Annotated in this window: 13 protein-coding genes and 1 riboswitch; of the genes, 9 read left to right on the top strand and 4 right to left on the bottom strand. The window is 56.4% G+C overall.

Annotated features, from left to right (window positions below):
- Positions 1 to 72 precede the first annotated feature (72 nt).
- The 3 genes from cphA to AAF465_07860 form a co-directional block, all read right to left on the bottom strand.
- On the bottom strand, positions 73 to 2,862 hold the full coding sequence (gene cphA / locus AAF465_07870) for a cyanophycin synthetase (GenBank protein MEM7082635.1): 2,790 nt from the start codon (positions 2,860 to 2,862) through the stop codon (positions 73 to 75).
- A gap of 130 nt (positions 2,863 to 2,992) precedes the next feature.
- On the bottom strand, positions 2,993 to 3,814 hold the full coding sequence (locus AAF465_07865; GenBank protein MEM7082634.1) for a cyanophycinase: 822 nt from the start codon (positions 3,812 to 3,814) through the stop codon (positions 2,993 to 2,995).
- 55 nt (positions 3,815 to 3,869) lie between these two features.
- A complete protein-coding gene (locus AAF465_07860; protein ID MEM7082633.1) occupies positions 3,870 to 4,181 on the bottom strand; it encodes a hypothetical protein in 312 nt (103 codons plus the stop codon).
- A gap of 631 nt (positions 4,182 to 4,812) precedes the next feature.
- A riboswitch (cyclic di-GMP riboswitch) is annotated at positions 4,813 to 4,897 on the top strand.
- 75 nt (positions 4,898 to 4,972) lie between these two features.
- Here AAF465_07860 and AAF465_07855 point away from each other — a divergent pair.
- Positions 4,973 to 13,129, top strand: a complete 8,157-nt coding sequence (locus AAF465_07855) for a DUF4347 domain-containing protein (GenBank protein MEM7082632.1) — start codon at positions 4,973 to 4,975, stop codon at positions 13,127 to 13,129.
- A gap of 2 nt (positions 13,130 to 13,131) precedes the next feature.
- Here the strand turns inward: AAF465_07855 and AAF465_07850 are convergent, their stop codons facing one another.
- On the bottom strand, positions 13,132 to 13,734 hold the full coding sequence (locus tag AAF465_07850) for a lipocalin family protein (protein ID MEM7082631.1): 603 nt from the start codon (positions 13,732 to 13,734) through the stop codon (positions 13,132 to 13,134).
- A 230-nt stretch (positions 13,735 to 13,964) separates the two neighbouring features.
- On the opposite strand from AAF465_07850, the gene AAF465_07845 reads away from it, so the two are divergent.
- The 8 genes from AAF465_07845 to AAF465_07810 all read left to right on the top strand — a co-directional run bounded on the left by AAF465_07845 (position 13,965) and on the right by AAF465_07810 (position 25,039).
- A complete protein-coding gene (locus tag AAF465_07845; protein ID MEM7082630.1) occupies positions 13,965 to 15,029 on the top strand; it encodes an efflux RND transporter periplasmic adaptor subunit in 1,065 nt (354 codons plus the stop codon).
- A 3-nt stretch (positions 15,030 to 15,032) separates the two neighbouring features.
- Positions 15,033 to 18,140 carry an efflux RND transporter permease subunit gene (locus AAF465_07840; GenBank protein ID MEM7082629.1) on the top strand — a complete coding sequence of 1,036 codons (3,108 nt, stop codon included), beginning with the start codon at positions 15,033 to 15,035 and terminating at the stop codon, positions 18,138 to 18,140.
- Positions 18,141 to 18,156: 16 nt separating this feature from the next.
- Positions 18,157 to 18,729 carry a DM13 domain-containing protein gene (locus AAF465_07835; protein ID MEM7082628.1) on the top strand — a complete coding sequence of 191 codons (573 nt, stop codon included), beginning with the start codon at positions 18,157 to 18,159 and terminating at the stop codon, positions 18,727 to 18,729.
- A gap of 287 nt (positions 18,730 to 19,016) precedes the next feature.
- Positions 19,017 to 19,904 (top strand): HDOD domain-containing protein, encoded by an 888-nt coding sequence (locus AAF465_07830; protein ID MEM7082627.1) that lies wholly within the window; start codon positions 19,017 to 19,019, stop codon positions 19,902 to 19,904.
- Between the two features lie 432 nt (positions 19,905 to 20,336).
- Entirely contained in the window at positions 20,337 to 20,507 is a 171-nt protein-coding gene (locus AAF465_07825; GenBank protein ID MEM7082626.1) for a hypothetical protein, read from the top strand.
- 97 nt (positions 20,508 to 20,604) lie between these two features.
- Complete coding sequence (locus AAF465_07820; protein ID MEM7082625.1) at positions 20,605 to 22,512, top strand: ATP-binding cassette domain-containing protein; 1,908 nt, start codon at positions 20,605 to 20,607, stop codon at positions 22,510 to 22,512.
- Positions 22,513 to 22,683: 171 nt separating this feature from the next.
- Positions 22,684 to 23,862, top strand: a complete 1,179-nt coding sequence (locus AAF465_07815) for a mechanosensitive ion channel (protein ID MEM7082624.1) — start codon at positions 22,684 to 22,686, stop codon at positions 23,860 to 23,862.
- A gap of 250 nt (positions 23,863 to 24,112) precedes the next feature.
- Positions 24,113 to 25,039 (top strand): hypothetical protein, encoded by a 927-nt coding sequence (locus tag AAF465_07810; protein ID MEM7082623.1) that lies wholly within the window; start codon positions 24,113 to 24,115, stop codon positions 25,037 to 25,039.
- Positions 25,040 to 25,079: the final 40 nt, after the last annotated feature.

Raw genomic sequence — 25,079 nt, 5'->3', positions numbered from 1 at the left:
TGTGACGTAAGGGTCGCTAGTGTGCCGAACGCGTCAATGCATTCGCACAACGATGGCCGTGTGCGGCACCGGTTAGTCACCGGCTTCGCGCGCAAGTCGCACACCACGCTCGTCTTGAATGACCTCCACCTCCGTGTTGAGGTCGAATCCCAAGTCATTGGGCAGCGCCGCGACGGTGATCGGCGCGCTGGCGTCGCGCGTGCCGGTGTCGTGATCACTGTCAAAATAAATAATCTGCTTCCACGTGCGCTGAATATTGTCGCCCAATATCAAAAGCAGATCATTGGGCTGGCAGGATTCCAGTCCGGCTTGGGTGGCTTCGACTTCATCAGGCACCATCTGAATGCGATCCTCGTCTACGCCGCAGTCGAGTAAGGTGCGCTTGAGCATCAACGGTACCGCGTCGCGATCACGACCGCGTAGATTGTCATCGCGTCGACAGATAAATTGGTCGAAGTGCGGCGCCGCTAGACGCGCGATTTCTTCGATATCCTGGTCGCGACGATCCCCGGGTGCGGCCAGCACAACGCGTTTGATGCCCTTGATCTCAAAGCGAGACACCAAGTCGCAGATGGCGTTGACGGCGGCTGGGTTGTGCGCGTAATCCAGAATTACCTTGAACGCATGTTCATCGTAAATGTTCATGCGGCCTGGGGCCTGGAAGAAAGAGGTGTCAAAGGTGCGAAGACCCTGCTGAATATTGGTCAGATTGATGTCCATATTGTAAGCGAGCGCCGCAGCGACCATGGCGTTTTGCACATTGTGCATGGCTTTTCCTTCGACGGTGGCCGGGATCAGGTGCGTCCACAGCAACGGGATGTGCGTGTCACCATCGTAAATGGTGATCATATGTCCCTGCATTGCCTGTTCCAGCACAAACGCTTGACCGCCAGCCTGGATGTGTTGTTTCACCAGAGGATGCGATGCATTCATCGTGACGTAGCATACTTTTTTCGCGTCGGTGTAGTCGGCCATCTTGAGGCAATGTGGATCATCCGCATTAAGAACAACGGCGTCTTTAGCAATTTCCACCGGTACGCGTTTAATTTCAGCCAGTTGCTCGAGCGTATTGATGCCGCGGAGGCCGAGATGGTCGGCGGCGACATTCAGGCACGTGGCCACATTGCATTCTGAGAAACCCAGGCCGCCTCGCAGCATGCCGCCGCGTGCGCATTCGAGCACCGCCGCGTCGACGGCGGGGTCGCGTAGTACCATGCGCGAAGAAATAGGACCGGTCATGTCACCCGGTACCGAGAGTTTTCCGTCGATATACACACCATCAGTGGAAGTCAGACCAACAGTCATGCCGCTCAGCTTGAGAATGTGGGCCAGCATGCGAGACGTTGTGGTTTTGCCGTTCGTACCTGTGACGGCCGCGATGGGAATGCGACTGGGTGAGCCGCTTGGAAACAGTCCTTCGATTACCGGGCCCGCCACGTCGCGCGGAGTGCCCTCGCTGGGTGCGACGTGCATACGAAAACCAGGTCCAGCGTTGACTTCGCAAATGGCGCCACCGGTTTCGCGGTACGACTTGGTAATGTCGTCCGTAAGGAAGTCGACGCCACCGACATCAAGACCGATGGCGCGGATGGTGCGTATAGCCATCTCGCGAATGTCCGGATGGACCGAATCGGTTACATCAATGGCCGTTCCACCTGTTGATAGATTGGCGGTTGATCGTAGGAACACCACTTCGTCGTCAGCGGGGACGGTGTCACGCGTGTAGCCAACTTGGGCCAATAAGCGCTCGGCTTGATGATCAAACTCTAGTCGCGTCAGCACTTTTTCGTGACCGACACCGCGCCGGGGATCTTGGTTAACTATGTCAACCAGTTGTTCGATGCTGTGTTTGCCATCCCCCCGAACATGTCCGGGCATGCGTTTGGCCGCCGCGACGAGTTCGTCGTTGACCACCAGCAACCGATGATCCAGTCCCTGAATAAAACTCTCGACGAGCACCGAGCGGCTGTGCTCCTGCGCCTTCGCGAAGGCCACGCCGACTTCGTCAGCGGTACTGAGATTGATCGACACACCGCGCCCATGATTGGCGTTAAGTGGTTTGACCACCACTGGATAGCCGATGCGTTCCGCGGCCCGTCGCGCGCGACTTTCGGTACGAACAAGATATTGCTGAGGCACTGGCAGGCCAAGGTCACGCAAGATCACGTTGGTTTCCTCCTTGTCGGAGGCGAGTTCGACAGCAATGTTGCTGGTGTTGCCGGTGCAGGTGGCCTGAATGCGTTTTTGGTAGCGGCCGTGACCAAATTGTATGAGGCTGTAATCGTTGAGACGCAGCCAGGGAATGCCGCGCGCCTCGGCCGCCGCGACCAACGAGGCGGTACTCGGGCCCAGGGCGCGCCGCTGTGCATATCGAATGAAGTTGTCTCGTTCACTGGCAAAGTCCCAATCGCGATCGGGTGCGTCAGCGGGTCGGAGATTATCGGGCAGCAGATGATGAAGCAGATTGAGAGAGAGGCGGCTGGCTTCGCGGCCAACCCGGTCGTCGGTGTATTCGAACACCATGTTGTAGTGACCCGGTGCGTCGTCTATTGAACGCGTGCGGCCGAATGTGACTTCAATGCCTGCCACGTTTTGCATTTCAATCGCCACGTGTTCCATGACGTGGCCGAGCCATGTGCCTTCGTCTTCGGTCAAGCGTCTAACAAAGCCCCCGGGTTCGCGATACGAACAGCCATGTTCATGCAGTCCGGGAAGGGCCTCGAGCAGCGGCTCGACAAAGGCCGGGCCGAGCCGGCCGGTGGGCCATTCTTCGAGTTCGCCAAGATCCAAAACGTGGCGAATAACCGGAAAATGGGCGTAGGTGTTCGGACCCACATAAACGTTGGTTGAAACAATGCGCATTCTTGTCCCCCTGGCGACACTTGGCGGCGAACGCTGCCGGCCGTGTTGGCGAGACCGACTGAGATTCGTCCTGAAACCAGCCGGCAAAACGCGAGAGGGAGCCTTGCTCACCCCAGGGAGCAGCGAATTCTTATTCGGCGAGCGCTGTGCGTGTGTCGATTTCGAAGCGGCCGCCAGACACCAGTATATGCAATTTTATGTCGATGAGGCTAACCGGGTCATCTTCACGTGCCTGATCCATCGACGAATGGCTGAGGTTGGTCGGATCAATAATCGTAATGCCACCGGATCCGACGACCTCCAGATCGTCGCCGGGTCGAATGAAAGCGGCGGTGTCTTCATCCAGTCCGATGCCCATTGCAAAGGGATTGTAGGCCAGCGCGGTCAGCAGTCGGCCGATGCGATCACGTTGCCGAAAGTGTTGGTCGATGATGAAGTTGTTGGTCAGGCCCAGACCCGGCGCGAGGGTTACTTTATTTGGACTGGGCGTTGCGCCTTCTTTGCCGCCGGCGATCATATGCTCGGGCATAAACGCAGCGCCTGCCGAGGTGCCCGCAACGTGCATGCCAGCGGCGTTGCGTCGACGAATTGCCTGCGCCACCGGCGTGCCGCCAAGCGTGGTGGACAAACGCAATTGATTGCCACCGGTCATGAACACGCCATCCGCACGATTGATGTACTCAAGATACCGTTCGTCTTGGCAATCAGCACGCTCGAACAGCGGCAGCACCATGGTGTGCCGCATGCCAAGGCGATGAAACAGCTTTTCATAGTTGCTACCGGTGTCTTCCAACTGCGAGGCCGTTGGGATAATGGCGATACGGCCCCTTGGTCCCCCGCACAGATCAACAAAACGATCGAGGATCTCGGGATTTTGGAGTTTTTCTTCGGCACCGCCGATCGGGATGATGTAGCCGCGATCGCTTTTGGGATGATCAGGTGAGGGAGGCATGGTCGCTTTGTCCTTCGCGCCGAGGGCGTTGTGCGTCGGCGGAGTAGTCTAAAATTCAGTGTTGGCGTTCAGCTCGCCCGTGGATGACCCGCTCGTGTTCGTCGCGGTGCCAGACGCCATTAATCATGACGCGAGTGAGCTGTGCAGTGTAGTGGGTTATAGCGAACGTCGATCGGTCGGCATCGGTATCGACCGCTGTCCAATCTTTGTGCGGCAGTCTCGACAGCTCGGCGACGTTCAGCGTAGAGGTCGTTAAACCCGCCTCGAGCGATGGTTCACGGTTCAGTGGCGCCTGCTGCGTTTCCGGGCGGCCGACCGGGGTGGCGATGCCCCTGTTCAGGGTCGGTCCCTCATCGTTGCGTGCCATCAAAGGCCCTCCGCCGACTGAACTCGTGGTAACCGCATTCGCCTGGGCATCGCACGCTAAATTGCGGATCAACGCTTCGGCCGCCAGCCACCCACCTTTCCCTGCAGCGGAAGGAAAAGCCGTGACATCAACACTGCGCCTGTCGCCAACCAGTGCGTGCTCAATACCTGGACAAGCTGCCGCATAAATCGCTTTATTTTCAACGCTTTTTGACATTATTCTAAATTAGAAATTAAGTTGGTTTCGTGCCTACGCAACGACAACGCGCCATTATGCGCGCCCCCCCAAGGCGTCGCAACCCGCGTCGATCAGATGGGTGTCGTTTGCACTGCCTCAACAGCCGCGGTCGCAATCGCCCAGCGGCGCGCCAAACGTCGGTGTGTTCATCGACCGGACTGCCTGAGCAAGCGTCGATTAATGCGAGCTATCGTGCGCGTTCGGCGCAAAGACCATGAGGCGGGTGTGCTCAATGAGAATGCAATCGATCAGCAAAGCGGTATTTAGTTAAACCACTGCCCGTCGTTTTTAAGGGTATCTACCGATATTCTCGCTGTCGACGAACGTCTGTGAACAATTTCACATACTCCATTGCCCGACCTTTGTTACAACCCCCGTCGTAAGTGAGTGAATACAGTTTATTGGGCAAAGCCATCGAAAGGTGGTGGCGCAAAATTACCGATCTAAGGGTTTCGGCCTAAGACCGCGGGATTGCGAGAAACGATTCGCTCAGGCAGTACGTGCCTCCGTCGTCCAATCCGACCCTGGATCGGTAAGCGATCGGGGATCGATACATGACACGCACTCACTTACTGCCAGGGACGCTTATTCGAGCCAGTCTCTTTTTCTTCCTGAGCTTATTTTTCGTATCGTCGACCGTGGCGTTAGCGATGACACCTAATGCCGTGCACGATCGTGGGCATCCACTCGCTGCGCCGGTGCTGATCGTGATCGATAAGCAGGTGAATGATCGGCATGCACTGCTTGAGGATTGGCGGCGGATGCCACAAACGGACGTGTTATGGCTCGATGACCAACGGCCCGGCCTGGTCCAGATCACCGACTATTTGGCACGTACCGAACAGCGTTATGGCGCCGTGCACATCGTGTCGCACGCCGTAGAGAGCGCACTGTTGATCGGTAACTCACGACTCTCGTACGAGCAGCTCGATGGGTATGGCGCATCGCTCAGTCAATGGCAGTACTCACTAACAGAGGACGCCGATATTCTGCTCTACGGCTGTCAACTCACGGCGTCCGCGTCGGGTCAGGCGCTGGTATCGAAACTGGCAACGCTCACCCACGCGGATGTGGCGGCCTCGACGACACTGACCGGCGCCGCGCAGCTCGGTGGAGATTGGGTGCTTGAAACGCGAATCGGGACTGTGCAGACCGAGGCGCTGACGGCCCCCGCTTGGAAGGGTGTGCTCGCCCCGCTTGTCATCAGCCCAATTGACTACCCGATCCGCGAATCGGATGGCATGCAAAGCGGCGAGCCCGATGTGAGCGGGCTGAGCTTACCGTTTGCCGCCGGAGACTCAGCGCTGTGGAGTAATGCGGGCACGATCGGCGGTGAGTCGATCGACGTTCGGGCAACGATCGTGTCGTTCAATGACACGAGCGGAGTCGGTGCCGGTGCCGTGTCGTTCAGTACCAGTGAAGACGACCTTTGGGTGCAGGTAAACAGTGGTGAGGCGGTCATCCGCTGGGAGATTTTCCAAAGCGGGACAGGTCAAGCGGTGGTGGCGACCGGGAATCCACAGTTCACTATCTCTGATATCGATGGCGATGGGTCGGCGAGTGCGTTTCCGGCGTTGCAAATCGAAGCCGTAATACCGGCTCTGCAATCGCTAACGTCCTATACATTTGATACACCCACCAACTTGGAATCGGGTGTGGTTGGCGCGAGTCTGGTGGTGCGGGGCACGCAGAATGAGTCGGGTGGTCAGACCTCCTTGGTGCGCTTTGATTGGAACAATGTTTCTGCGTGGACAGTGGAATACCAAGCCGCGAGCGCCACGGGCGTTCGTTATTTTTATCACGATGGAGATGGCGATTTGGCGTTCAACAGCGCCAGCACCAGTGCGTTCTTGTCGCTTGATCTGGACAGCAATAACAGCACAATCGCCGGTCAGCACTTTATTGCCGCGACCTACGACGAGGGGGGTGGCGACGTGGATGTGGTGGACATTGATCCGCTGATTACACTGGCGGCACCGGTGGCCGCGCCGCTGAATTCAGCGCGACTCGAAATCAGCAATCAGTTTCCAGGCGATGAACTGCTGGTCGAAGGCTCAGCGGCAGCCTCGGGCACCGTGAACATCGGTGGAACGGTGTTTGCCTACACGAGCGGTCTGGTCGACAGTCATTGGGTTGTTGCCTTTACTGGCGACGGCACCCTGGTGGAATATCAGCAGCTCATTCAGTCCGTGTCGTTTCGCAACACGTCAGCTCACCTTTACGGCGAAACCCGTTTAATCGAAATCACTGTCACCGACGACGGACAGTCAACAACCAGTTCACCCGCCGTTGCATTTGTGCCGATCAATCCAGATACCGATGGTGATGGTGTGCATGATGATGCGGATCTGGATGACGACAACGACGGTATGCTCGATACCGCCGAGCTGCCTTCTGCACCGTTTGCCGATGCGGATGCTGATGGCTATGAGGTCTACATTGATGACGACGATGGTGACAGCGGGATCGGCAATGACGATGGGGCCGTGGAGTCGCCGTTTGATGTCGACGGCGACGGCGTGCCCAACCATCTCGATCTTGACTCAGACAATGACGGTATTCCGGACAATATAGAGGCGCAGACCAGCACCGGCTATCTCGCGCCGGACAACACGTTTGATGGCTTCGGTGTCGATACCGCCTATGCAGGTGGTATCAGTGTGCCCAGTAACATCGATGGCGATGCGGCGATCGATGCACAAGATCTGGACAGCGACGCTGACGGTATTCGCGACACTACCGAAGCGTCGCTGGTTCTTGGCGCTCTCGTGCCGGGGCTCAACGGGCTCGACGATACGATGGAGACGAGTGATGATTATATGGACGTTAACGGCATCTATAGCGCCACGCCCATCGCATCATTTCCAGATAGCGACAATGTGGGAGGCGAACCCGATTGGCGTGATCCTCAAGACCTCGACAACGATTCGGTTGCGGGCGTCGATGACCTCGACGATGACAACGATGGACTGCTGGATACGCGCGAAACGGCAATTGTCGACACGACTGCGTTTGATGACGGCGATCTGATGTTCTCGAGTGTGTGGCGCGACCCGTCCTTTTTCTCGTCAGGAACCCTTGGCGTCAATGCGACCGAAGGGGATGACTACCTGTTTGCGTCCAACTCGGACGTGGGCTTGGGCGATACGTTTGGTGAAGCAACCGGTGTACTCGATACCACCAACTGGGTTGCCGGCATGTTCGATTTCACGCTAGACGTGTCATTCCCGAGCCTCGGCCTCACGCAATTGGCCGACTTCAGCATCACCCTTATGGCAGGCACCACGCCACTGGGTGAGCTGACCGGCAGTGCCCCTACCTTGGGCAATACGTCGGTGTATACGCTGCAGGCGCACGTGTCTGACGCGGATATCGCTGCCGGCATTACGCTGACCATCCATGTGCCGCTCACGGGCGACGATGCGCTCGTCGTGTTCGATCACTTTGACGCGGTTGGTAACGTGGACTTCGATGGTGACGGTGTTGCCGACAGTGACGATCTTGATAGCGATAACGACGGTATCCCCGATAACGTCGAAGCGCAGTTGAGCGCGACGTATATTGCGCCCGCACTCGATGACACCGATGGCGATGGGCTCGACAATAACTATGAGTTTGCCGGTGACGAGGGACTGACCCCGGTTAACTCCGACACGGTTGGCGAACCCGACTATCGTGATACCGACAGCGATGACGACACAATCTCCGATACGTTTGAAGCCGGCGTATTCCTCGGTGTGCTCGACGTGGGCCGAAATGGTTGGGATGACGACGCTGAGATTGCCGACGACTATGGCGACGTGAATGGACACATCAATGTGCCGACGGCCGACCTGCCGGACGCGGACAACGATGCGGCTATTGGCGGTGACCTGGATTATCGAGAAACCGACGCCGACAACGACCGAATCGGCGACAGTAATGAGGACATGAGTCTGGCTTTGCCGGCAGCGACCGGCGATGCGAATGGGAATGACATCGACGATGCGATCGATGCGGTGATTACTGGCGGAACGGATCAGAACGCCAACGGTATTGACGATGCGTTCGAGCCCACCGACACTGACGCCGACGGTGTACCAAACTATATTGATCTTGACAGTGATAATGACGGCATCGCGGACAGTACCGAGGGCGACGTACAGAGCGATAGTGATGGTATTGCTGACTTCCTCGATCTCGATAGCGATAACGATGGCCTTCCGGACAACATAGAAGCCCAAACCACGGCAGGCTACGTTGCCCCGTTTTTCGATGAGGGCAACTTTAGCGGATACGATGTGGCCGCGAACGGCATCAATGTCGCGTACGGTGCGGGTTTGACGCCGGTTAACACCGATGGCGCAGACGTACCGGACTATGCCGACACCGATGCGGATAATGACGGCGAACTCGATACGCTGGAAGCCATGATCACGCTCAATACGCTCGATGTGGGCATCAATGGGCTGGATGACGACATTGAGCTTACCGATACCTACTTTGATGTGAATGGGCGTTTCTTTTCAAACGCCGCCGGCCCGGACACATTGCCGAACTCAGACGGTGCAGGCGACGTCGATTTTCGCGCGCTGCAAACCCCAGTTGTGTTTGCGCAAACCGCTGCCTCGGACATGCCGGTCATTATGGGAACCCACGATTCGGATACCGTGTTGTCCGTTGCGCTCGATGGCGCCGTCTACACCGAGGGCGATGGCAGTCTGGTCGATAATGGCGATGGTACCTGGGTGTTATCGGTGCCGCTCGCCTTAACCGACGGCGTGTACGACGTGATGGCGATGGTTGTGCTCGGGCCGCTCAGTGCGACGGATTCGACGGTTGACGAACTGCGTATTAATACGACGCTGCCGTCGATTACGGCGCAAGATGTGGCGCTCACCAACAACGCCCAACCCTTGCTACAAGGCACAACCAGTGTTGCGGCAGGCGAAACCGTCACGGTGACCAATGCGGGAGGCGACACGATTTGCGAGGCGACCATTGCTGTCGGTTCGCCGAATACCTGGGCCTGTAACCCCGAGGGAGCGCTGGCGGAGGGTACTAACACTTACTCAGCAACCGTGACCGATACGGATCTGGATACGGCCGTTGCCACCTTCACCGTGTCGATCGATACGCAGGCGCCAGCCGTGACCGGCAATAACGTTGGGCCTACCCACGATCGGCGCCCACTGCTCACAGGCATTACGGATGCCGATGCGGGCGCAGCGGTGACGGTATTGAGCGGCGCGACAACCGTCTGCACAGCCGTTGTCATCGCCGACCCGGAAGCCAACGGCTGGTCATGCCTGCCTGATCAAGATCTGGCGATTGGAACCACGACATTGCAAGTGCGTATTGCCGATAGCGCAGGTAATCAGGGCACCGATACGTTTGACGTCACTATTACCGAAGCGGTGCCGTCATTGTCGATCGAACCGATTGCGGTGGACGACGTGATCGATGGTATTGAAGACGAGCGAGATGTGGACGTTAGCGGCACAAGCGTTGATGCATTTAACGAAGAGGTGGCGGTCACGGTGGCCGATGAAACGTATCTGACGACCACGAATGCCCTGTCGGGTGCATGGCGTGTGACCATTCCAGCGGCCCGCGTACAACAATTTGCGTTGACGGAAGTGGTCAATGCCCGATTCACGGGTGCTATCGGCGACGGTATGGAAGGCGAGGCGCGTATCGTGCGCCGCGATGGTGATGCCGACGATGATGGCATACCGGATCACATTGAGGCGGGCGCGGATCGCCTGATGCCGATCGATTCGGATGGCGATTTGATTGCGGACTATTTGGATACCGATAGCGATAACGATGGCTTACCCGATGCGCTGGAAAACGGTGTTTCGCTCGGTAGCGATCAAGACAATGACGGTATCGATGATGCCTACGATGTGAATATGACCGATGGCAGTGATAGCGATGGCGATGGCATTGATGATGCGATACGACCCGTCGATACTGACGGAGATGGTGTCGCTGACGTCGTGGATGTGGACAGCGATAACGATGGCATTACGGATACCGTAGAGTCCGGTAGCCGTCCTCAGTCGCGCGACACAGACGCGGACGGCATTCTCGACCAACGAGATCGTGATGCGGACGGGGACGGCATCGCCGATGTAATCGAAGGCGATTTCGATACAGACCAGGACGGTCTGCCAGACTATCTGGACGTCGATGCAGACGGTGACGGCGTACTCGATACAATAGAATCTGGCCTGGTTGTCGAGGCGATCGGAATCGATACCGACAGTGACGGTCTCGACGACGCATTTGACGCGGATGCCGGTGGCACTGATGTCAATAACAATGGCATTCGTGATGAGGCCGAAGTACGCGACACCGATTTGGATGGATACCCGGATTTTCTCGATATCGATGCAGACGGTGACGGCATCGTTGATCTGATCGAAGTTCAGTCTTCTGAGGGTTATGCGGCGCCCTCTGGGACAGATGTTGACGCCGATGGTCTCGACGATGCCTTTGATGACGATCTGAGCGCGGGTATCGCATCAAGCGTCGGCATACTTCCGGTTGATTCAAACAACGACGGCATTCCAGACTACTTGAGCCTGGATGCAGACGGGGACGGAGTTGATGACACAACCGAAGCGTTCGGTGTGGACGCCAGCCCCACTGTAGACAGCGATGGCGATGGCTTGGATGACGCGTTCGATCAGTTTGATCGAACGACGAGTGTCAATCCGTCGCTGAATGCGACGAATAATAACCAGGCGGACGACGGATTCCTTGATGGCCAAAGCGCCAACTCTCAATCCGGTGGTGAGGCCGACTGGCGCGATGGCGGTGCGGCGCAGTTTGATACGACCGACAGCGATGGAGACGGCATCCCCGACGTGTCAGATACCGACGATGACAACGATGGCATTCTCGATAGCGCTGAACCATCGGGTGACGTGGATGGTGACGGACTGCCCAACCGACTCGATCTGGATTCGGATAACGACGGTATATTGGATGCGCTTGAGTCGGGCGGTAACGGCCTATTCCCGGTGGACTCCGACGGTGATGGTACGCCTGATTTTCTTGATGATGATGCGGACAACGACGGTCTGCCGGATATTCTGGAATTCACAACGCTAACAGTTTTGCAGGGCGCGGACGGTGACGGCGATGGTATTGATGATGGTGTCGACGTCGACGAAACCGGCGGGGTCGATGTCAACTCAAACAGTATCGATGACGCGTTCGAACCGATCGATACAGACGGTGATGGCCTCGCCGACTATGTTGACCCAGACAGTGACAACGACGGTATTCCCGACACCATCGAAGCCGGTGCGATGCCTTCTTTGACAGGGCAGGACAGCGATGGCGATGGCATCGACGATGCGTTTGATGTGGATCAAACCGGAGGAGTCGATGCCAACGCGGATGGGGTAGACGATCTGACCCAGCCGGCCGATACCAATCGCGATGGATTGCCTGACCATCTGGTCACCGACAGCGATTCAGACGGCATTACCGACCGCGTGGAGGCGGACAGTACCGGCACGGACAGTGACGGTGACGGAATTGACGACCGTTTTGACGTATCGGTTACCGGTGGTCCCGATCTCAATGGAGACGGTGTCGACGACTCGGTCGTGCCCACTGATACCGATGGCGATGGTCGTCCAGACTACCTCGACCTCGATTCCGACAACGACGGCATTAGTGATGTCGTTGAGGCCGGTATGCCGGATTCTAACGGTGACGGTAGGGTGGATGCCGGTAACGAAACACTCGCACCGAACAACACCGATGGTGCCGATCAGCCCGATTTTCGTGATCTCGACAGCGATAATGACGGGCAGTTTGATTTGCTGACGGTCGGTCTGTTGGCCTTCGATGCCGATGGCGACGGCGCGATTGATGACGCGTCTGATCTGGATGGCGATGGTGTGCCGGATGTGGTGGACGGCCAGCCAGGCGTGTTTTCCATCGGCACCGATTTTGATGGCGACGGCGTGAACGATCGACTCGATCTCGATGCGGACAATGACGGTATTCCGAACGCGATCGAAACGATGGGTGGTGCATTCGAACTGGACACCGATGGCGATGGTATCCCTAACTACCTAGATCTCGATTCGGATAACGACGGAGTGTCGGATTTGATTGAAGGCGGACACGGCGGGCTCGATACAGACGCCAATGGCCAGATCGACATGATGATTGATGCCAACGGCGACGGTCTCATGGATTCGATTGATCCAACGGTGTCACCAGACGATGTGGATAACGACGGCATGCCGGACTTTGTGGATACGGATAGTGACAATGACTCGGTGTCCGACCTCGAAGAAGCGGGCGCGCCCATCGAGCTTGATTCGAACAACGATGGGATGATCGACACAGTTGCGCTGGGCGACAGCGACTTCGATGGTCTACTTGATGTGGTGGATCCAACGGTGTCCGGGGGGCTATCGGGAACGCCTGTGATGCCCGTTGACACCGATGGCGATGGCGAACCGGATTATAAGGATACCGACTCTGACGGTGACTCGGTTGCCGATCAGGACGAAACTGGCGACGCCAACGGCGATGGCATAGCGGATCGCTTGCAGGCTGCGCCACAGCCGGCACCGGTGTCGGAGCCCGTTTCGTCGACGCCGTCTAGCGGATCCGGATCAGTCGGCGCGCTGGCGCTCGCGTTGTTGATGGTCACGGCCGTAGCGACCCGGTCGAGGCGTCGACGTCGGTTGCGTTAGTTTTATTGCGGCGGGTCTGTCTGAACAGGAAAGATCAATTCTTGAGTGTTAAAACCCAACGCCTCAGCGCGCGTGATGAGCGCATCGAGCTGGGGTTTGGGAAGTTGAGGTGTGCGGGACAAAATCCATAAATAGTTACGGTTAGGCCCGACCACCATCGAATAGGTGTCGTGTTGCGCATCCAGCGCGACGATGTTGTACGCGCCGTAAAACGGACCAAAGAATGACACTTTGAGTCGTCCGATGTTGTGATCCGCGACCATAAACGCCTTTCCGGTTGCTTCAGACCACTGCTGTTTATCGGTATTGAACCCACGATTGATCACCGTTACGCCGCCATCCTCGCGTAGCGAATAGTTGGCCGTCACATGTGATAGTCCGCGTTCGAATCGGTGATCGAGTCGGGCAATTTCATACCAGGTGCCGAGATACCGGTTAATCTCAAACGTTTCCACCACGGTGACATCATCGGGCACGCCGAGACAGCCAGCGAGCCAACCGCACAGCAGCATAAGCACGGCCAACCGGTGCGGGCGTTTAGATGTGGCGGACGTGAGGTTGTAGCGGGTGGTCATACTGCGTCGTTCTCCGTGGAATCTCTTCATTATAGCCGCTCATCGCGAGCGATTTCAGTCGGGGTGAGTGCCGTTCGATCTTCACACTAAACTCACAATTTCGTGACGAAACAATCGACGTTTCAGGTTATTATACGTGATCGGGTAATCTGACCGGGCATCCACTTCTCTTTGCTACCCTCCGACTTTGGTCGGCGTCGTAATCGGGTGCCGTAACCAAAATCACTGGGGCTCGTATGCCCGCTGTCGAGAATCGCTGAATGAAAAAGTTGCTGATCCTAATATTGATAACGGCGTTGGCCGCCGGCGCCTATTGGATGTCGTTGCAAGAGACATCGACGGCCGAGGGGCCGCCGGCAGCGAGAGGCGGTCCGGCCCGTGCCGTGCCCGTGACGCTGGCCACGGTGACGTCGATGGCGTTTCAAGACCGGGTCGAAGCGATCGGTACGACGCGTGCAAACGAATCGGTCACCATCACGGCTAAAGTCACCGACAAAATTTCGAGCATTAATTTTGTCGACGGTCAGTCGGTCGACAAAGGACAGCTTCTTGTCGAATTGACCAACGATGAACAAACAGCCCAGCTTGCCGAAGCCAAAGCGGACCTAGAAGATGCTCGAAGGCAGCTGCGTCGGGTGGAAGAATTGGCTGCCCAGGGCACGGTGGCGGCTTCGCAGGTGGACGAGTTGCGCGCTCGAGCCAGCGGGGCGGATGCACGGCTAGAGGCCATTGTCGCCCGATTGAAAGATCGAGTTATCCGAGCGCCGTTCGCTGGCGTGTTGGGATTTCGCCAGGTGAGTCCAGGCACATTGGTGTCGCCGGGCACGGCGATCACCACTCTGGACGATGTGTCACGCCTCAAGCTGGACTTCAGTGTGCCGGAGCTTTATCTGCAGGCGATCGACGTCGGCGATTCAGTGATCGCGTCAAGCCCCGCGTTTCGCGCACGCGCGTTTGAGGGCATTGTGGCCGGTATCGATTCTCGTATTGATGAAATCACACGCGCCGTTACCGTGCGTGCAGACATTCCCAATGAGGAGGGCCGGTTGCGACCTGGCATGCTGATGACCGTCGAGCTGCAAACCGCCGCGCGAACGTCATTGGCAGTGCCTGAGGCGTCGGTTGTGCCCGGCGATCCGGACCCCTATGTTTATGTCGTCAACGACAACACTGCCGCGCGCCGCGATGTAAAAACGGGTCAGCGCAGCGGTGGCTACATCGAGATACTGGAAGGGCTTGAATCGGGCGACAGGATTGTGGTGCTGGGGTTGGTTAAGCTGCGTGATGGTGCGACCGTGTCGGTCGTTGATCAAGCGGAGGGCTGATTTATGTGGCTATCCGACACATCCGTTAAACGACCGGTGTTTGCGACCGTACTGAGCTTGTTACTCATCGCCTTCGGTATTTTGTCGTTTCAATCGCTCACGACACGCGAGTACCCGGACATCGTGCCGCCGGTTATCTCTGTGGACACAAATTATGCGGGTGCCTCGGCGAACATCGTTGAGACCCGAATTACGCAACTGCTCGAAAAGCAAATTGCCGGCATTGAAGGCATCAGTACGATGACGTCGCGCAGTCAGGACGGCTCGTCCCGCATCAGTATTGAATTTGGCCTGGATGTGGATCTTGACGAAGCCGCTAACGATGTGCGCGACAGAGTGAGTCGCGTATCGCGCGCGCTGCCCGAGGGAGTGGATCTGCCATCGATTTCAAAACGCGATTCAGATGCTCGTCCGATCATGTATTTGAGTTTAACCAGTCAGGGCGCCATGACGGCGATGGAGCTCAACGATTACGCCGAACGCTACTTGGTTGATCGATTCAATGTGATCGAGGGTGTGTCCCGCATGGACGTTTTTGGATCGGGTCGGCCCTCGATGCGCATTTGGCTTGACCGAGTCGCGTTAGCGGCCCGCAATTTGACCGTGCAGGATGTTGAAGACGCACTGCGACGAGAGAACATTGAGTTGCCGGCCGGGACGCTGGAGTCGAGTGACCGGCAGCGCCAGGTCCGCCTCGCGCGTGACTACACAACCGAAGACGATTTTCGACGATTGGTGATCACACGAGGCGAGGATGGTTATCTTGTGCGGCTGGGTGAAATCGCCCGGGTTCAGCTAGCCCCCGAGAATATTCGCAACGTATTTCGCGCCAACGCCGCCAACACGGTCGCCTTGGGCGTCGTCAAGCAGTCCACCGCCAATACCGTCGATGTGCTGGAAGCGGTCAAAGACACAATCGTCGAGGTGAATGCGGATTTGCCTAGCGATATGGAGCTCATTGCCAGTAGTGATGACTCACTCTATATCCGTGCCGCTATTCGCGCGGTGTTGCTCACAATTGTCGCGACGACGCTGTTGGTAAGCGGCGTATTGTGGTTTTTCTTGGGCTCGTTTCGCGCGACACTGATCCCGGCGGTGACCATTCCGATTTGTCTGGTTGCGTCGTTCATGGCGCTGTCGGCGTTTGGTATGAGCATCAATCTCATCACGCTTCTGGCTCTGGTGCTGTGCATCGGGCTTGTTGTCGATGACGCGATTGTGGTGGTCGAGAACATTCACCGGCGTATGGAAATGGGCGAAGCACCGTTACTCGCCGCCTACAAGGGCACGCGTCAGGTGGGGTTTGCGGTGATTGCGACGACGCTCGTGCTGGTGGCCGTATTTACGCCCATTTTGTTTCTCAATGACAATATCGGTCAGCTGTTTGGTGAGCTTGCGGTGACCGTGTCGGCGGCGATGATCTTTTCCACGTTGCTGGCGCTGTCGCTGACACCCATGCTCAGTTCAAAAGTCTTTAAGCATGAGCGCAAAAAAGGGCCGATCAGCGGCACCATCGATCGAGGCTTTGACGCCCTGACCAATTTTTATGCGCGTACCCTTCAGTCGACACTCAAAGTGCCGTTCTTAGCCGTAATTGCCATGGGTTTGGTGGTCGGCGCCAGCTGGTATTTGTTCACACACGTCGATCAGGAATACGCGCCGCAGGAAGACCAAGGCATTTTTATTGCCAGTTTTCGCGCTGCGGAGGGCTCCAGCTTTGCGCGCATGGCTGATTTTGTCGACCAGATGGAACAGCCCATGCTCAAGCATTTTGACAGTGGCCTGATTCAGCGAGGTCTACTGCGAATTCCAGGATTCGGCGGCCGCGGCAATAACACGGCAATTGTGGTTGTTACCCTAAATCCTGAGCGTGATCCGGCCATCACGACTGACAGTATCAAAAACGAGTTAACGGCTGCGTGGAACAAGATTCCTGGATTGCGCGCGTTTAGCTTCGTGCGCTCTGGTCTGTCGCGCGGTGGTGGTGGTCAGCCCGTACAGGTTGTTGTGGGCGGCACTAGCTACGACGAACTTGCCGAATGGCGTGATCTGCTATTTGAGCGCGCCGCCGCCAATAAAGGACTCGCGCGGGTGCAATCGAATCTCGATGATACCCAGCCGCAGGTGTCGGTTCGTGTCAATCGTCAGCGTGCCGCGTCGCTCGGCGTGTCGGTGCAGGCGGTCGGCTCAACCCTCGAATCAATGATGTCCGAAAAACGGGTGGCCACGTATGTGGTCGACGGTGAAGAATACGAAATCATCATGCAGGCCGAGGCGAGTCAGCGGGAAACCGTCACCGATCTACAGAACATTTTCGTTCGTTCATCGACAACCGGTGCGTTGATTCCGCTGTCCAATCTGGTCACGATTGAGGAGCGGTCGGGGGCGAGTCAATTAAATCATTTCAACCGGCTGCGCTCGGTGACCCTCAGCGCCAGTTTGGTGGGTGAATACTCGCTGCCCGACGCCCTCGAATTTTTTGAGACGATCGTGCGGGAGGAATTACCCGCATCCGCGCAACTCTACTACAGCGGGGAATCCCTTGAATATAAAGAGGCGAGTGGCGGGCTGCTTTTCACGTTTGGCATTGCCTTACTGGTTGTGTTTTTGGTGTTGGCCGCGCAGTTCGAAAGTTTTGTCCACCCGATTGTGATTATGATTGCGGTACCGTTGGCGGTAGCGGGTGGCTTACTCGGTCTGTATTTGACCGATACACCTTTCAATATCTTTAGCCAGATTGGCATGATTATCTTGATTGGGATTGCGACGAAAAACGGCATTCTGATCGTGGAATTCATCAATCAGGTGCGCGAAACCGGCGAGGAATTTCAAGCCTCCATTGTCCAAGCCGCGCGTATTCGACTACGCCCGGTGTTGATGACCACAATCTCGACGTCGGTGGGCGCGATTCCGCTCATGCTCGCGTCCGGTGCTGGATCGGTCAGTCGACAAAACCTGGGCATTGTGATGTTCTTTGGCGTACTGTTGAGTGCGCTTATGACGTTGTATATTGTTCCGGCGTTTTATTCACTTCTTGCGCGGGGTACGCGATCCCGCAATGCGGTCGCCGAGGAGCTCGGAAAGCTACAAGAGCAGCACTCGTCGGGCTAAGGAAAGGGGATTCACTATGAAAAAGCTTTTGATTGTAATCGGCCTCGCGGTCGTAGCCGCGGCAGGGTGGTTTTTTGTCTCACCGCTTTTTATTGATGAGGTCATTGATGAAGCCTTCATTGCCAAGGTCGCTACGATGAGCGATGAGCAGAAGCAAGAAATTATGCCCGACATCATGGACAAGGCGGCGAACGCGCCCGATCAGATGAACGATGAAGCCATGCCGGCGGGCGGCCCTCGTTTGCTGTCTAAAGGCCTGTTTGTTGATGCCGACCCTGTGCATAAAGGCAGCGGCGACGCGCTGTTGTATGCACTCGAAGGCGGTGACCATTTGGTGCGTTTTGAGAATTTCCGCACCACCAATGGTCCGGCACTGGTCGTTTATCTAGCCGAGCATGGCGCGCCGACAAGCGCCTCGGACGTCACCGACGGGGGCTATATCAAACTGGGTAAACTCAAGGGCAATGTGGGCAATCAAAATTACCCCGTGCCGTCAGGCACGGATATCGGCAAGTACAACAGCGTCGTTATCTGGTGTGAGCTCTTTGGCGTGCTTTTTTCTCCCGCTGCCTTGACCTCCGCTGGGTAGACAGCCTGTCGCGGCGCAGCGTGAGCGCTATCATCGTCCAGGTGCCTACGTAAAAACCGGACTCTCTCGGGCATGTGCCGGTTTTTCTCAACCACACGCACAGGGCCGGTCGATCAGTCGGCTGGCCCTCGTCGTTATGGTCAATGCGTCTCAAGGTCTTTGTTTCGCTGCCGCTAATCCTTAGGAGCCACCGATGCATTCAATCGGTTGGACGTTCTGTCTTTGTAATACTGGGCGGGCCCGATGCGATGGCTAGCCTGTTTAGCCACAGAAAAGGATTCAGCGCCATGGAAAGTCCTGTAGTCGACGAGCGCACGCCGTTGGAACACGCCAACTTCCGATTTGTGTCGGATTTGGCCTCGGCGCTCAATGCACGAGAACCGATCGATATACCCTCTTTTCCTAGTGTCGCGATGCGTATTCGTAATGTGCTCGACGATGAGAATTGTTCCCCGAATACCCTTACCCGAGTGGTGGGTTCTGAACCCGCTCTGGCCGCACGATTGCTGAAGATGGCGAACTCTGCGGCCGTCAATACTACCGGCAGAGAAATTGTCGACCTCAAGACGGCGATTAATCGGTTGGGTCATGATCAAGTGCGTACTGCAGCAATGTCCTTTGCGATGCAAAGTCAAATGGATGGCCGACAGATCGAGGAACTCAAGCCGCATCTTTCCAGGTTGTGGAATCGCAGCGTCAAATTGGCGGCACTCTCGTATTCGTTAGCCGGCCGGGCTGAGAAGGTCAGAGCCGACGAGGCAATGTTTGTCGGTCTCGTGCACGATATTGGCAAGCTCTATGTGCTGACCCGTGTCGAGGCCTATCCCGAGATCTACGCCTCCGATGAAGCGGTCGAGCACATCATGGAGGAATGGCACACCGCTATTGGTGTGTCGGTGCTTGAAAACTGGAAGATCCCTGAGTCGGTGCGTTTGGCGATCGATACGCGGAATCACGACTCGGACGTGCACACGGAGCAGGCTACGCTCAAAGATGTTGTGGTGGCAGCCACGGTATTGGCCAATCGCGCGGAGCAAAAAAACGAAACGTGTGAACTGGATGTCGGCGAACTAGAATCGTGCGCCCGACTGGGCATCACCAACGACACGCTGCCGGTTATCATGCAGGAGTCGCAAAACGAAATTGCCGCGCTGGAAAATGCCCTGAAAGGGTAGAAGCGCCGGCTAGGCGCACAGCACGCTCAATTAATACTGCGCTTGGTTGCTTCACGAGGGTGAACCACAGCTATCCTGTCCCGTTTTTCATATGCAAGGCGGTTACGCCCTTCGTTGGTGCGTTGTGCGGTCGCGTTGTGCGTGTCCTCAATCACCAGTCGCCAGTACGCCAATGCCCCTGATTGACGGCGAGAACGACCAAGCAGGAGGCTGGTTTTTCTGTTTTTTGCATTGCACCCGGCTAAGCCTCTGTCTGCCAATACGGCGACAATTCGTCATCGATGAGCGGTAATGGTTCAATTTAGACAAAATGTTGCGCGTAAACAACAAAAATGGGATATCTACAATTATCTGAAATAATTACTAATTAATCGGAACTTGTCGTGTCGACCTGGTCATAAATAAGAGACAAAAACAACAGGGAGCCCTGCCATGAAATTCGCAACTGTCATCCTTATTGCTGCGCTCAGCCTCACCGGCTGCGCGACCTCCAGCACCGAAAACACGGCGGCGACAAAGGCCGAAACCAACGACGGAAAGAAATGCACGGTGGTCAAGACCACGGGTGGTCGACTCGGTCGGCGTGTGTGCACCAACGAGTGAGTTGCTCGATCGAGCACCTGATCAGTCAGAACGCGTTTGGCGCGCCCGTGAAATGACGCGCTAACGGGCGTCGATCTGTCGCTATAATCGGCGCCACATGATCAATCTTTCTAACATCGCTCTGCGGCGGGGTCGCCGAGTATTGTTCGAGCGCGCCACGTTTCAACTCCATGCTGGACAGAAACTGGGTGTGATCGGCGCCAATGGGTGCGGCAAGTCGTCACTGTTTTCGTTGCTGTTGGGCGAGCTGGAAGCGGACGACGGTGCGCTGGGGCTCGATGCGCGTGATGTGATAGCGCACGTCGCGCAGGAGAGTCCAAGCGGCAGTGAATCCGCTGTGCAGTTCGTGGTGGACGGCGATGCAGAACTTCGTGCGGTGCAAGCCGCGTTAGTCAAGGCCGAAGAGCAGGGCGATGACGTGCACAGGCTGCATGAACGCCTGGATGCGATCGATGGCTATACGGCCGAATCACGCGCGAGCCGGCTGTTACACGGTCTTGGTTTTGCATCGGACACCTTCAATCAGTCGGTGGGTGCGTTTTCGGGTGGATGGCGTATGCGCCTTAATTTGGCGCGTGCATTAATGTGCCGCTCGGACATCTTGCTGCTCGACGAACCCACGAACCACCTGGACCTGCCGGCGATTCTTTGGCTCGAACGCTGGTTGAGTCACTACCCGGGCATACTCATGGTGGTGTCCCACGATCGCGATTTTCTGGATCAGATTTGCACCCGCATTGCGCATATCGAAAATCAGAGCATTCGACTGTACACAGGCAATTACAGCCAGTTTGAAGCCCAGCGAGCGGAGCATCTGGCGCAGCAACAAGCGTTGTTTGAGCGTCAGCAAAAAGAGATCGCGCATATTCAGCGCTATGTGGATCGCTTTCGTTATAAAGCCTCTAAAGCTCGCCAAGCGCAAAGTCGACTCAAAATGTTGGAGCGCATGGAGAAGATTGCGCCGGCGCATGTTGATTCACCGTTTCGTTTTCATTTTCCCGAGCCTAAAAAGCAGCCCCATCATTTGCTCGGGTTGACCGACGCATCGGCCGGTTATGACGACGTGCCCGTGCTCACCGATATCACGCTCAATCTGTCGGCTGGCGAACGTATTGGCTTGTTAGGGGTGAACGGCGCCGGTAAATCGACGTTAGTGAAAGCGCTCGCAAATGGCGCAACCATGCTAAACGGTGAGCGCACACTCAGTAAAGACACACACATTGGGTACTTCGCTCAACACCAACTTGACCTGCTTAGACCTCAAGACAGTCCGTACGATCATCTCGCGCGTGTCGCACCGCTCGATAAGGAGCAAGTGCATCGCGATTTTTTAGGTCGATTTGGTTTTAGCGGTGAGCGTATTTTTGAGCCGGTGGCGCCGTTCTCAGGTGGGGAGAAGGCAAGACTTGTGTTGGCGTTAATGATTCGGCAGGCGCCCAACTTGCTGCTGCTCGACGAACCAACCAACCATCTTGATCTGGACATGCGACAAGCGTTGAGTATTGCGTTAATCGAGTATTCCGGCGCGCTGGTCGTGATTTCGCACGATCGGCACCTGTTGCGCAGCGTGTGCGATGAATTGCTGATCGTTGACAATGGTCGCGTTGAGCGATTTACCCAAAGCCTCGATGATTATCCGCAATGGCTGCGTGAACAGGCCGCCGACACGGAGGTGGAATCATCGAGTGCCCCGGCCGCTACGCCAAATAAAAAAGCACTACGGCAACAACAGGCGGAACGCCGGCGGGCCCTCAAGCCGTTTCAGGATGCAGTGAATCGTATCGAGCGTGAGTTGAGTCAATCACAGGTGGCTCTCACCGCCTTAGATTCACAGCTGGCGGACGAATCGCTGTATACCGACGCAGCGCGTAGTGATGAGCGAACGCAAGTGCTGAAAGAGCACGCGGCGCTTAAATCGCGTATCGAAACCCTCGAATGGGAATGGTTCGATGCGAATGAGCGGGTTGAACACGAGTCCGCGCGGCTGGATGACATGAGCGGGTGACGCGTGATCGCGCTCGTCGAACTCAAACCGTCGCCACGTTTGGGCTGTTATCCGTAGGATCTAGTGGACAAGCCATCACGAAAGTTAACAATCAACAACACTCTGTAACAGTCTGATCACACAGTCCCTTGCTAGGCTTCATGGCAGTCGTTTTCAACACAGGGGGATGTCATGAACGATTTGCTTAATAACCTCACGAATTATTTGGGTCCCATTGCATCGAGCACGCTCGGTCACGCACTCATCGGTCTGGCGATACTCATTGTCGGTTTGATAATCGTTCGATTTATCGTTGGCATATTTAGCCGCATGCTTAAACAGGTGGGCTTTTTGCATCACACGAACGCGGATGGTTCGCTGACCGACCTCGCCTCGCCGATTGCCTCGCTCATCAAAGCGGTGCTGACCATTTTCGTACTCATGGCCGTTCTGCAGCACTTTGGGTTGACGGACGTGCTCGCGCCGTTGCAGACGTTAGTCAGTGAGTTCTTGTCGGCCGTGCCGAATATCATCGGTGCGGGTGTGATTGCTTACGCAGGGTGGGTGATCGCGAAGATTGTTTCGGAACTGGTCGGCATTGCGCTTGGTAAGGCGGATGAACAGATTGCACTGCGTACCGGGAATCACGATCTCAAAATCTCAAACTTCGGTTCCGCCTTTGTATTTGGTGGCATATTGCTGCCCATTCTCGTGTCGGCGCTGGGTGTGCTGAATATTCCGGCGATCTCCGATCCTGCGTCGTCAATGATCGAAAAACTGATGGCAGCGGTGCCCAATATCGTGGGCGCGGGTATTATTTTGCTCGTGACGTATTTCGTCACCCGATTCGTGATTTACATGCTCAATGGCTTGCTTCAAGGCGCGAATGTGGATGCGCTACCGCAAAAGCTCGGAGCGCAGGGGCTGTTTAGCGAAACGTTCACCCTGACTCGATTAATTGGTGGCGCCATTCTGTTTTTTGCTATGACCGCCGCCGCCACAGCGGCCGTAAACGTATTAGGCATCGATGTGATCTCCACCGTGTTTTCGAAAGTGCTTGAATTCGGTGGGGGTCTGTTGGTTGGTGGTGTCATTCTCATCATCGGTAACTTCCTAAGTGGTCTGGCTTACGAAAAACTCGTCGCGGCGGGCAGTGGTGGTATCGCCAATGTGGCGCGTATCGCGATTCTTGGGCTTGTGTTAGCGATGGGTTTAAAGGCCATGGGCCTGGCGGACCACATTGTGAATATGGCGTTTGGCTTCACCATCGGTGGTGTCGCGCTGGCATCCGCATTGGCGTTTGGTTTTGGCGGCAAAGACGCTGCCAAACAGATCGCCGACAATTGGGCGGAAAAGATCACGCGCAAATAATCGATTGATCAAGACGTGATCACGAGGGCTCGCCCGCTAGGGCGAGCCTTTTGTGTACGTCAACGGCGAGAATCCCTGGGTCAACCCCGTAGGGTTGGCCAAACGGGTGACCGTGTTCGATCCGCCAGGCGGTGACCACCGGCGCCGGCCAGGCAGAGCAGAAGAGCCTGTCGCTGGGCGCTGCCGCAATACAGCGAGCCTTTGATTTGCTATGCTGTTGAAAAATCCACGGATTAGGAACACGCGTCACATGTCATTACACGCTTTGATTACGCCACGGCGCCCGCTTCGTTTTTTTGCCCCTATCGTAACGCTGATGCTCTCTATGGCTGGGCCTGCTCATGCCGCTGACTCAACCTCCGATCTGGCCGAATCAACGTCCAGTTCCGCCGAACCGGTATCTACGTCGGCGGAAGACAGCGCGTCGACCGGGTCGCGGTTTGAGCCCGCCAGGATTCGAGGAGGGATTGACGCGCTGGTTGAGCGCGTGGCCAAACCGCGTCGCAAGGACACGGAAGATCGAACCGTACTCTGCGGCATGATTGTGACCACCCGCGGTCGCATTGCCGATTGGCTGTGCGATTGGGATCTTGACAGTAAGCAATATTATCGCGTACTCAACAACGCGTTAAAAATTACGCGCTTTGACCCTGCGCGCGTGGACGGTAAGGCTGTTCGTGCCTTCGTCCAGTTTTCATTCAAGGTGAAACAAACCGACACCGATCCGATTTTGACGTTTTATCTTCATCATCATCACAATGTTAAATTTTACGGCGACGACTACATTTCCGCGCAGTCGTATGTGCGGGGTAATGCCTCGGAATCCGTATTGGGCTATTTCGGTAAACCCTGGATATTGAGCCGCGTGCCCACATCGTGTGGCCGAGATTCGTTGGTGTGGCTGGGCATGCGTATCGATCAAGAGGGCGGGGTCCACGATATCATTGAGCTTGCGAAGGAGCGCAATCGACCACGTCATTGTGTGCCGGCGATCATGGAGGCGGTGCAGCGAGGACAGTACCTACCCGCCTTTCATGAGGGGCAGCCTGTCGAGTCATTGTACGTCGAGAATTATCGCAGTCGTGGCGCCCGCATTATCGGATCGCTTGATCGGTGCGACGACGCGCGCCACTGTGAAGACGTCGCGGCACCCGGCGTTGTCGCGAGCAATTGGTGAGTTAGACGATCGGTGTATACAGGACACCACGGGCAAGTCC

The sequence above is a fragment of the Pseudomonadota bacterium genome (assembly GCA_039028935.1).
Lineage (GTDB): Bacteria > Pseudomonadota > Gammaproteobacteria > Steroidobacterales > SZUA-146 > SZUA-146.
This window is presented reverse-complemented; position numbering and strand designations above follow the sequence as displayed.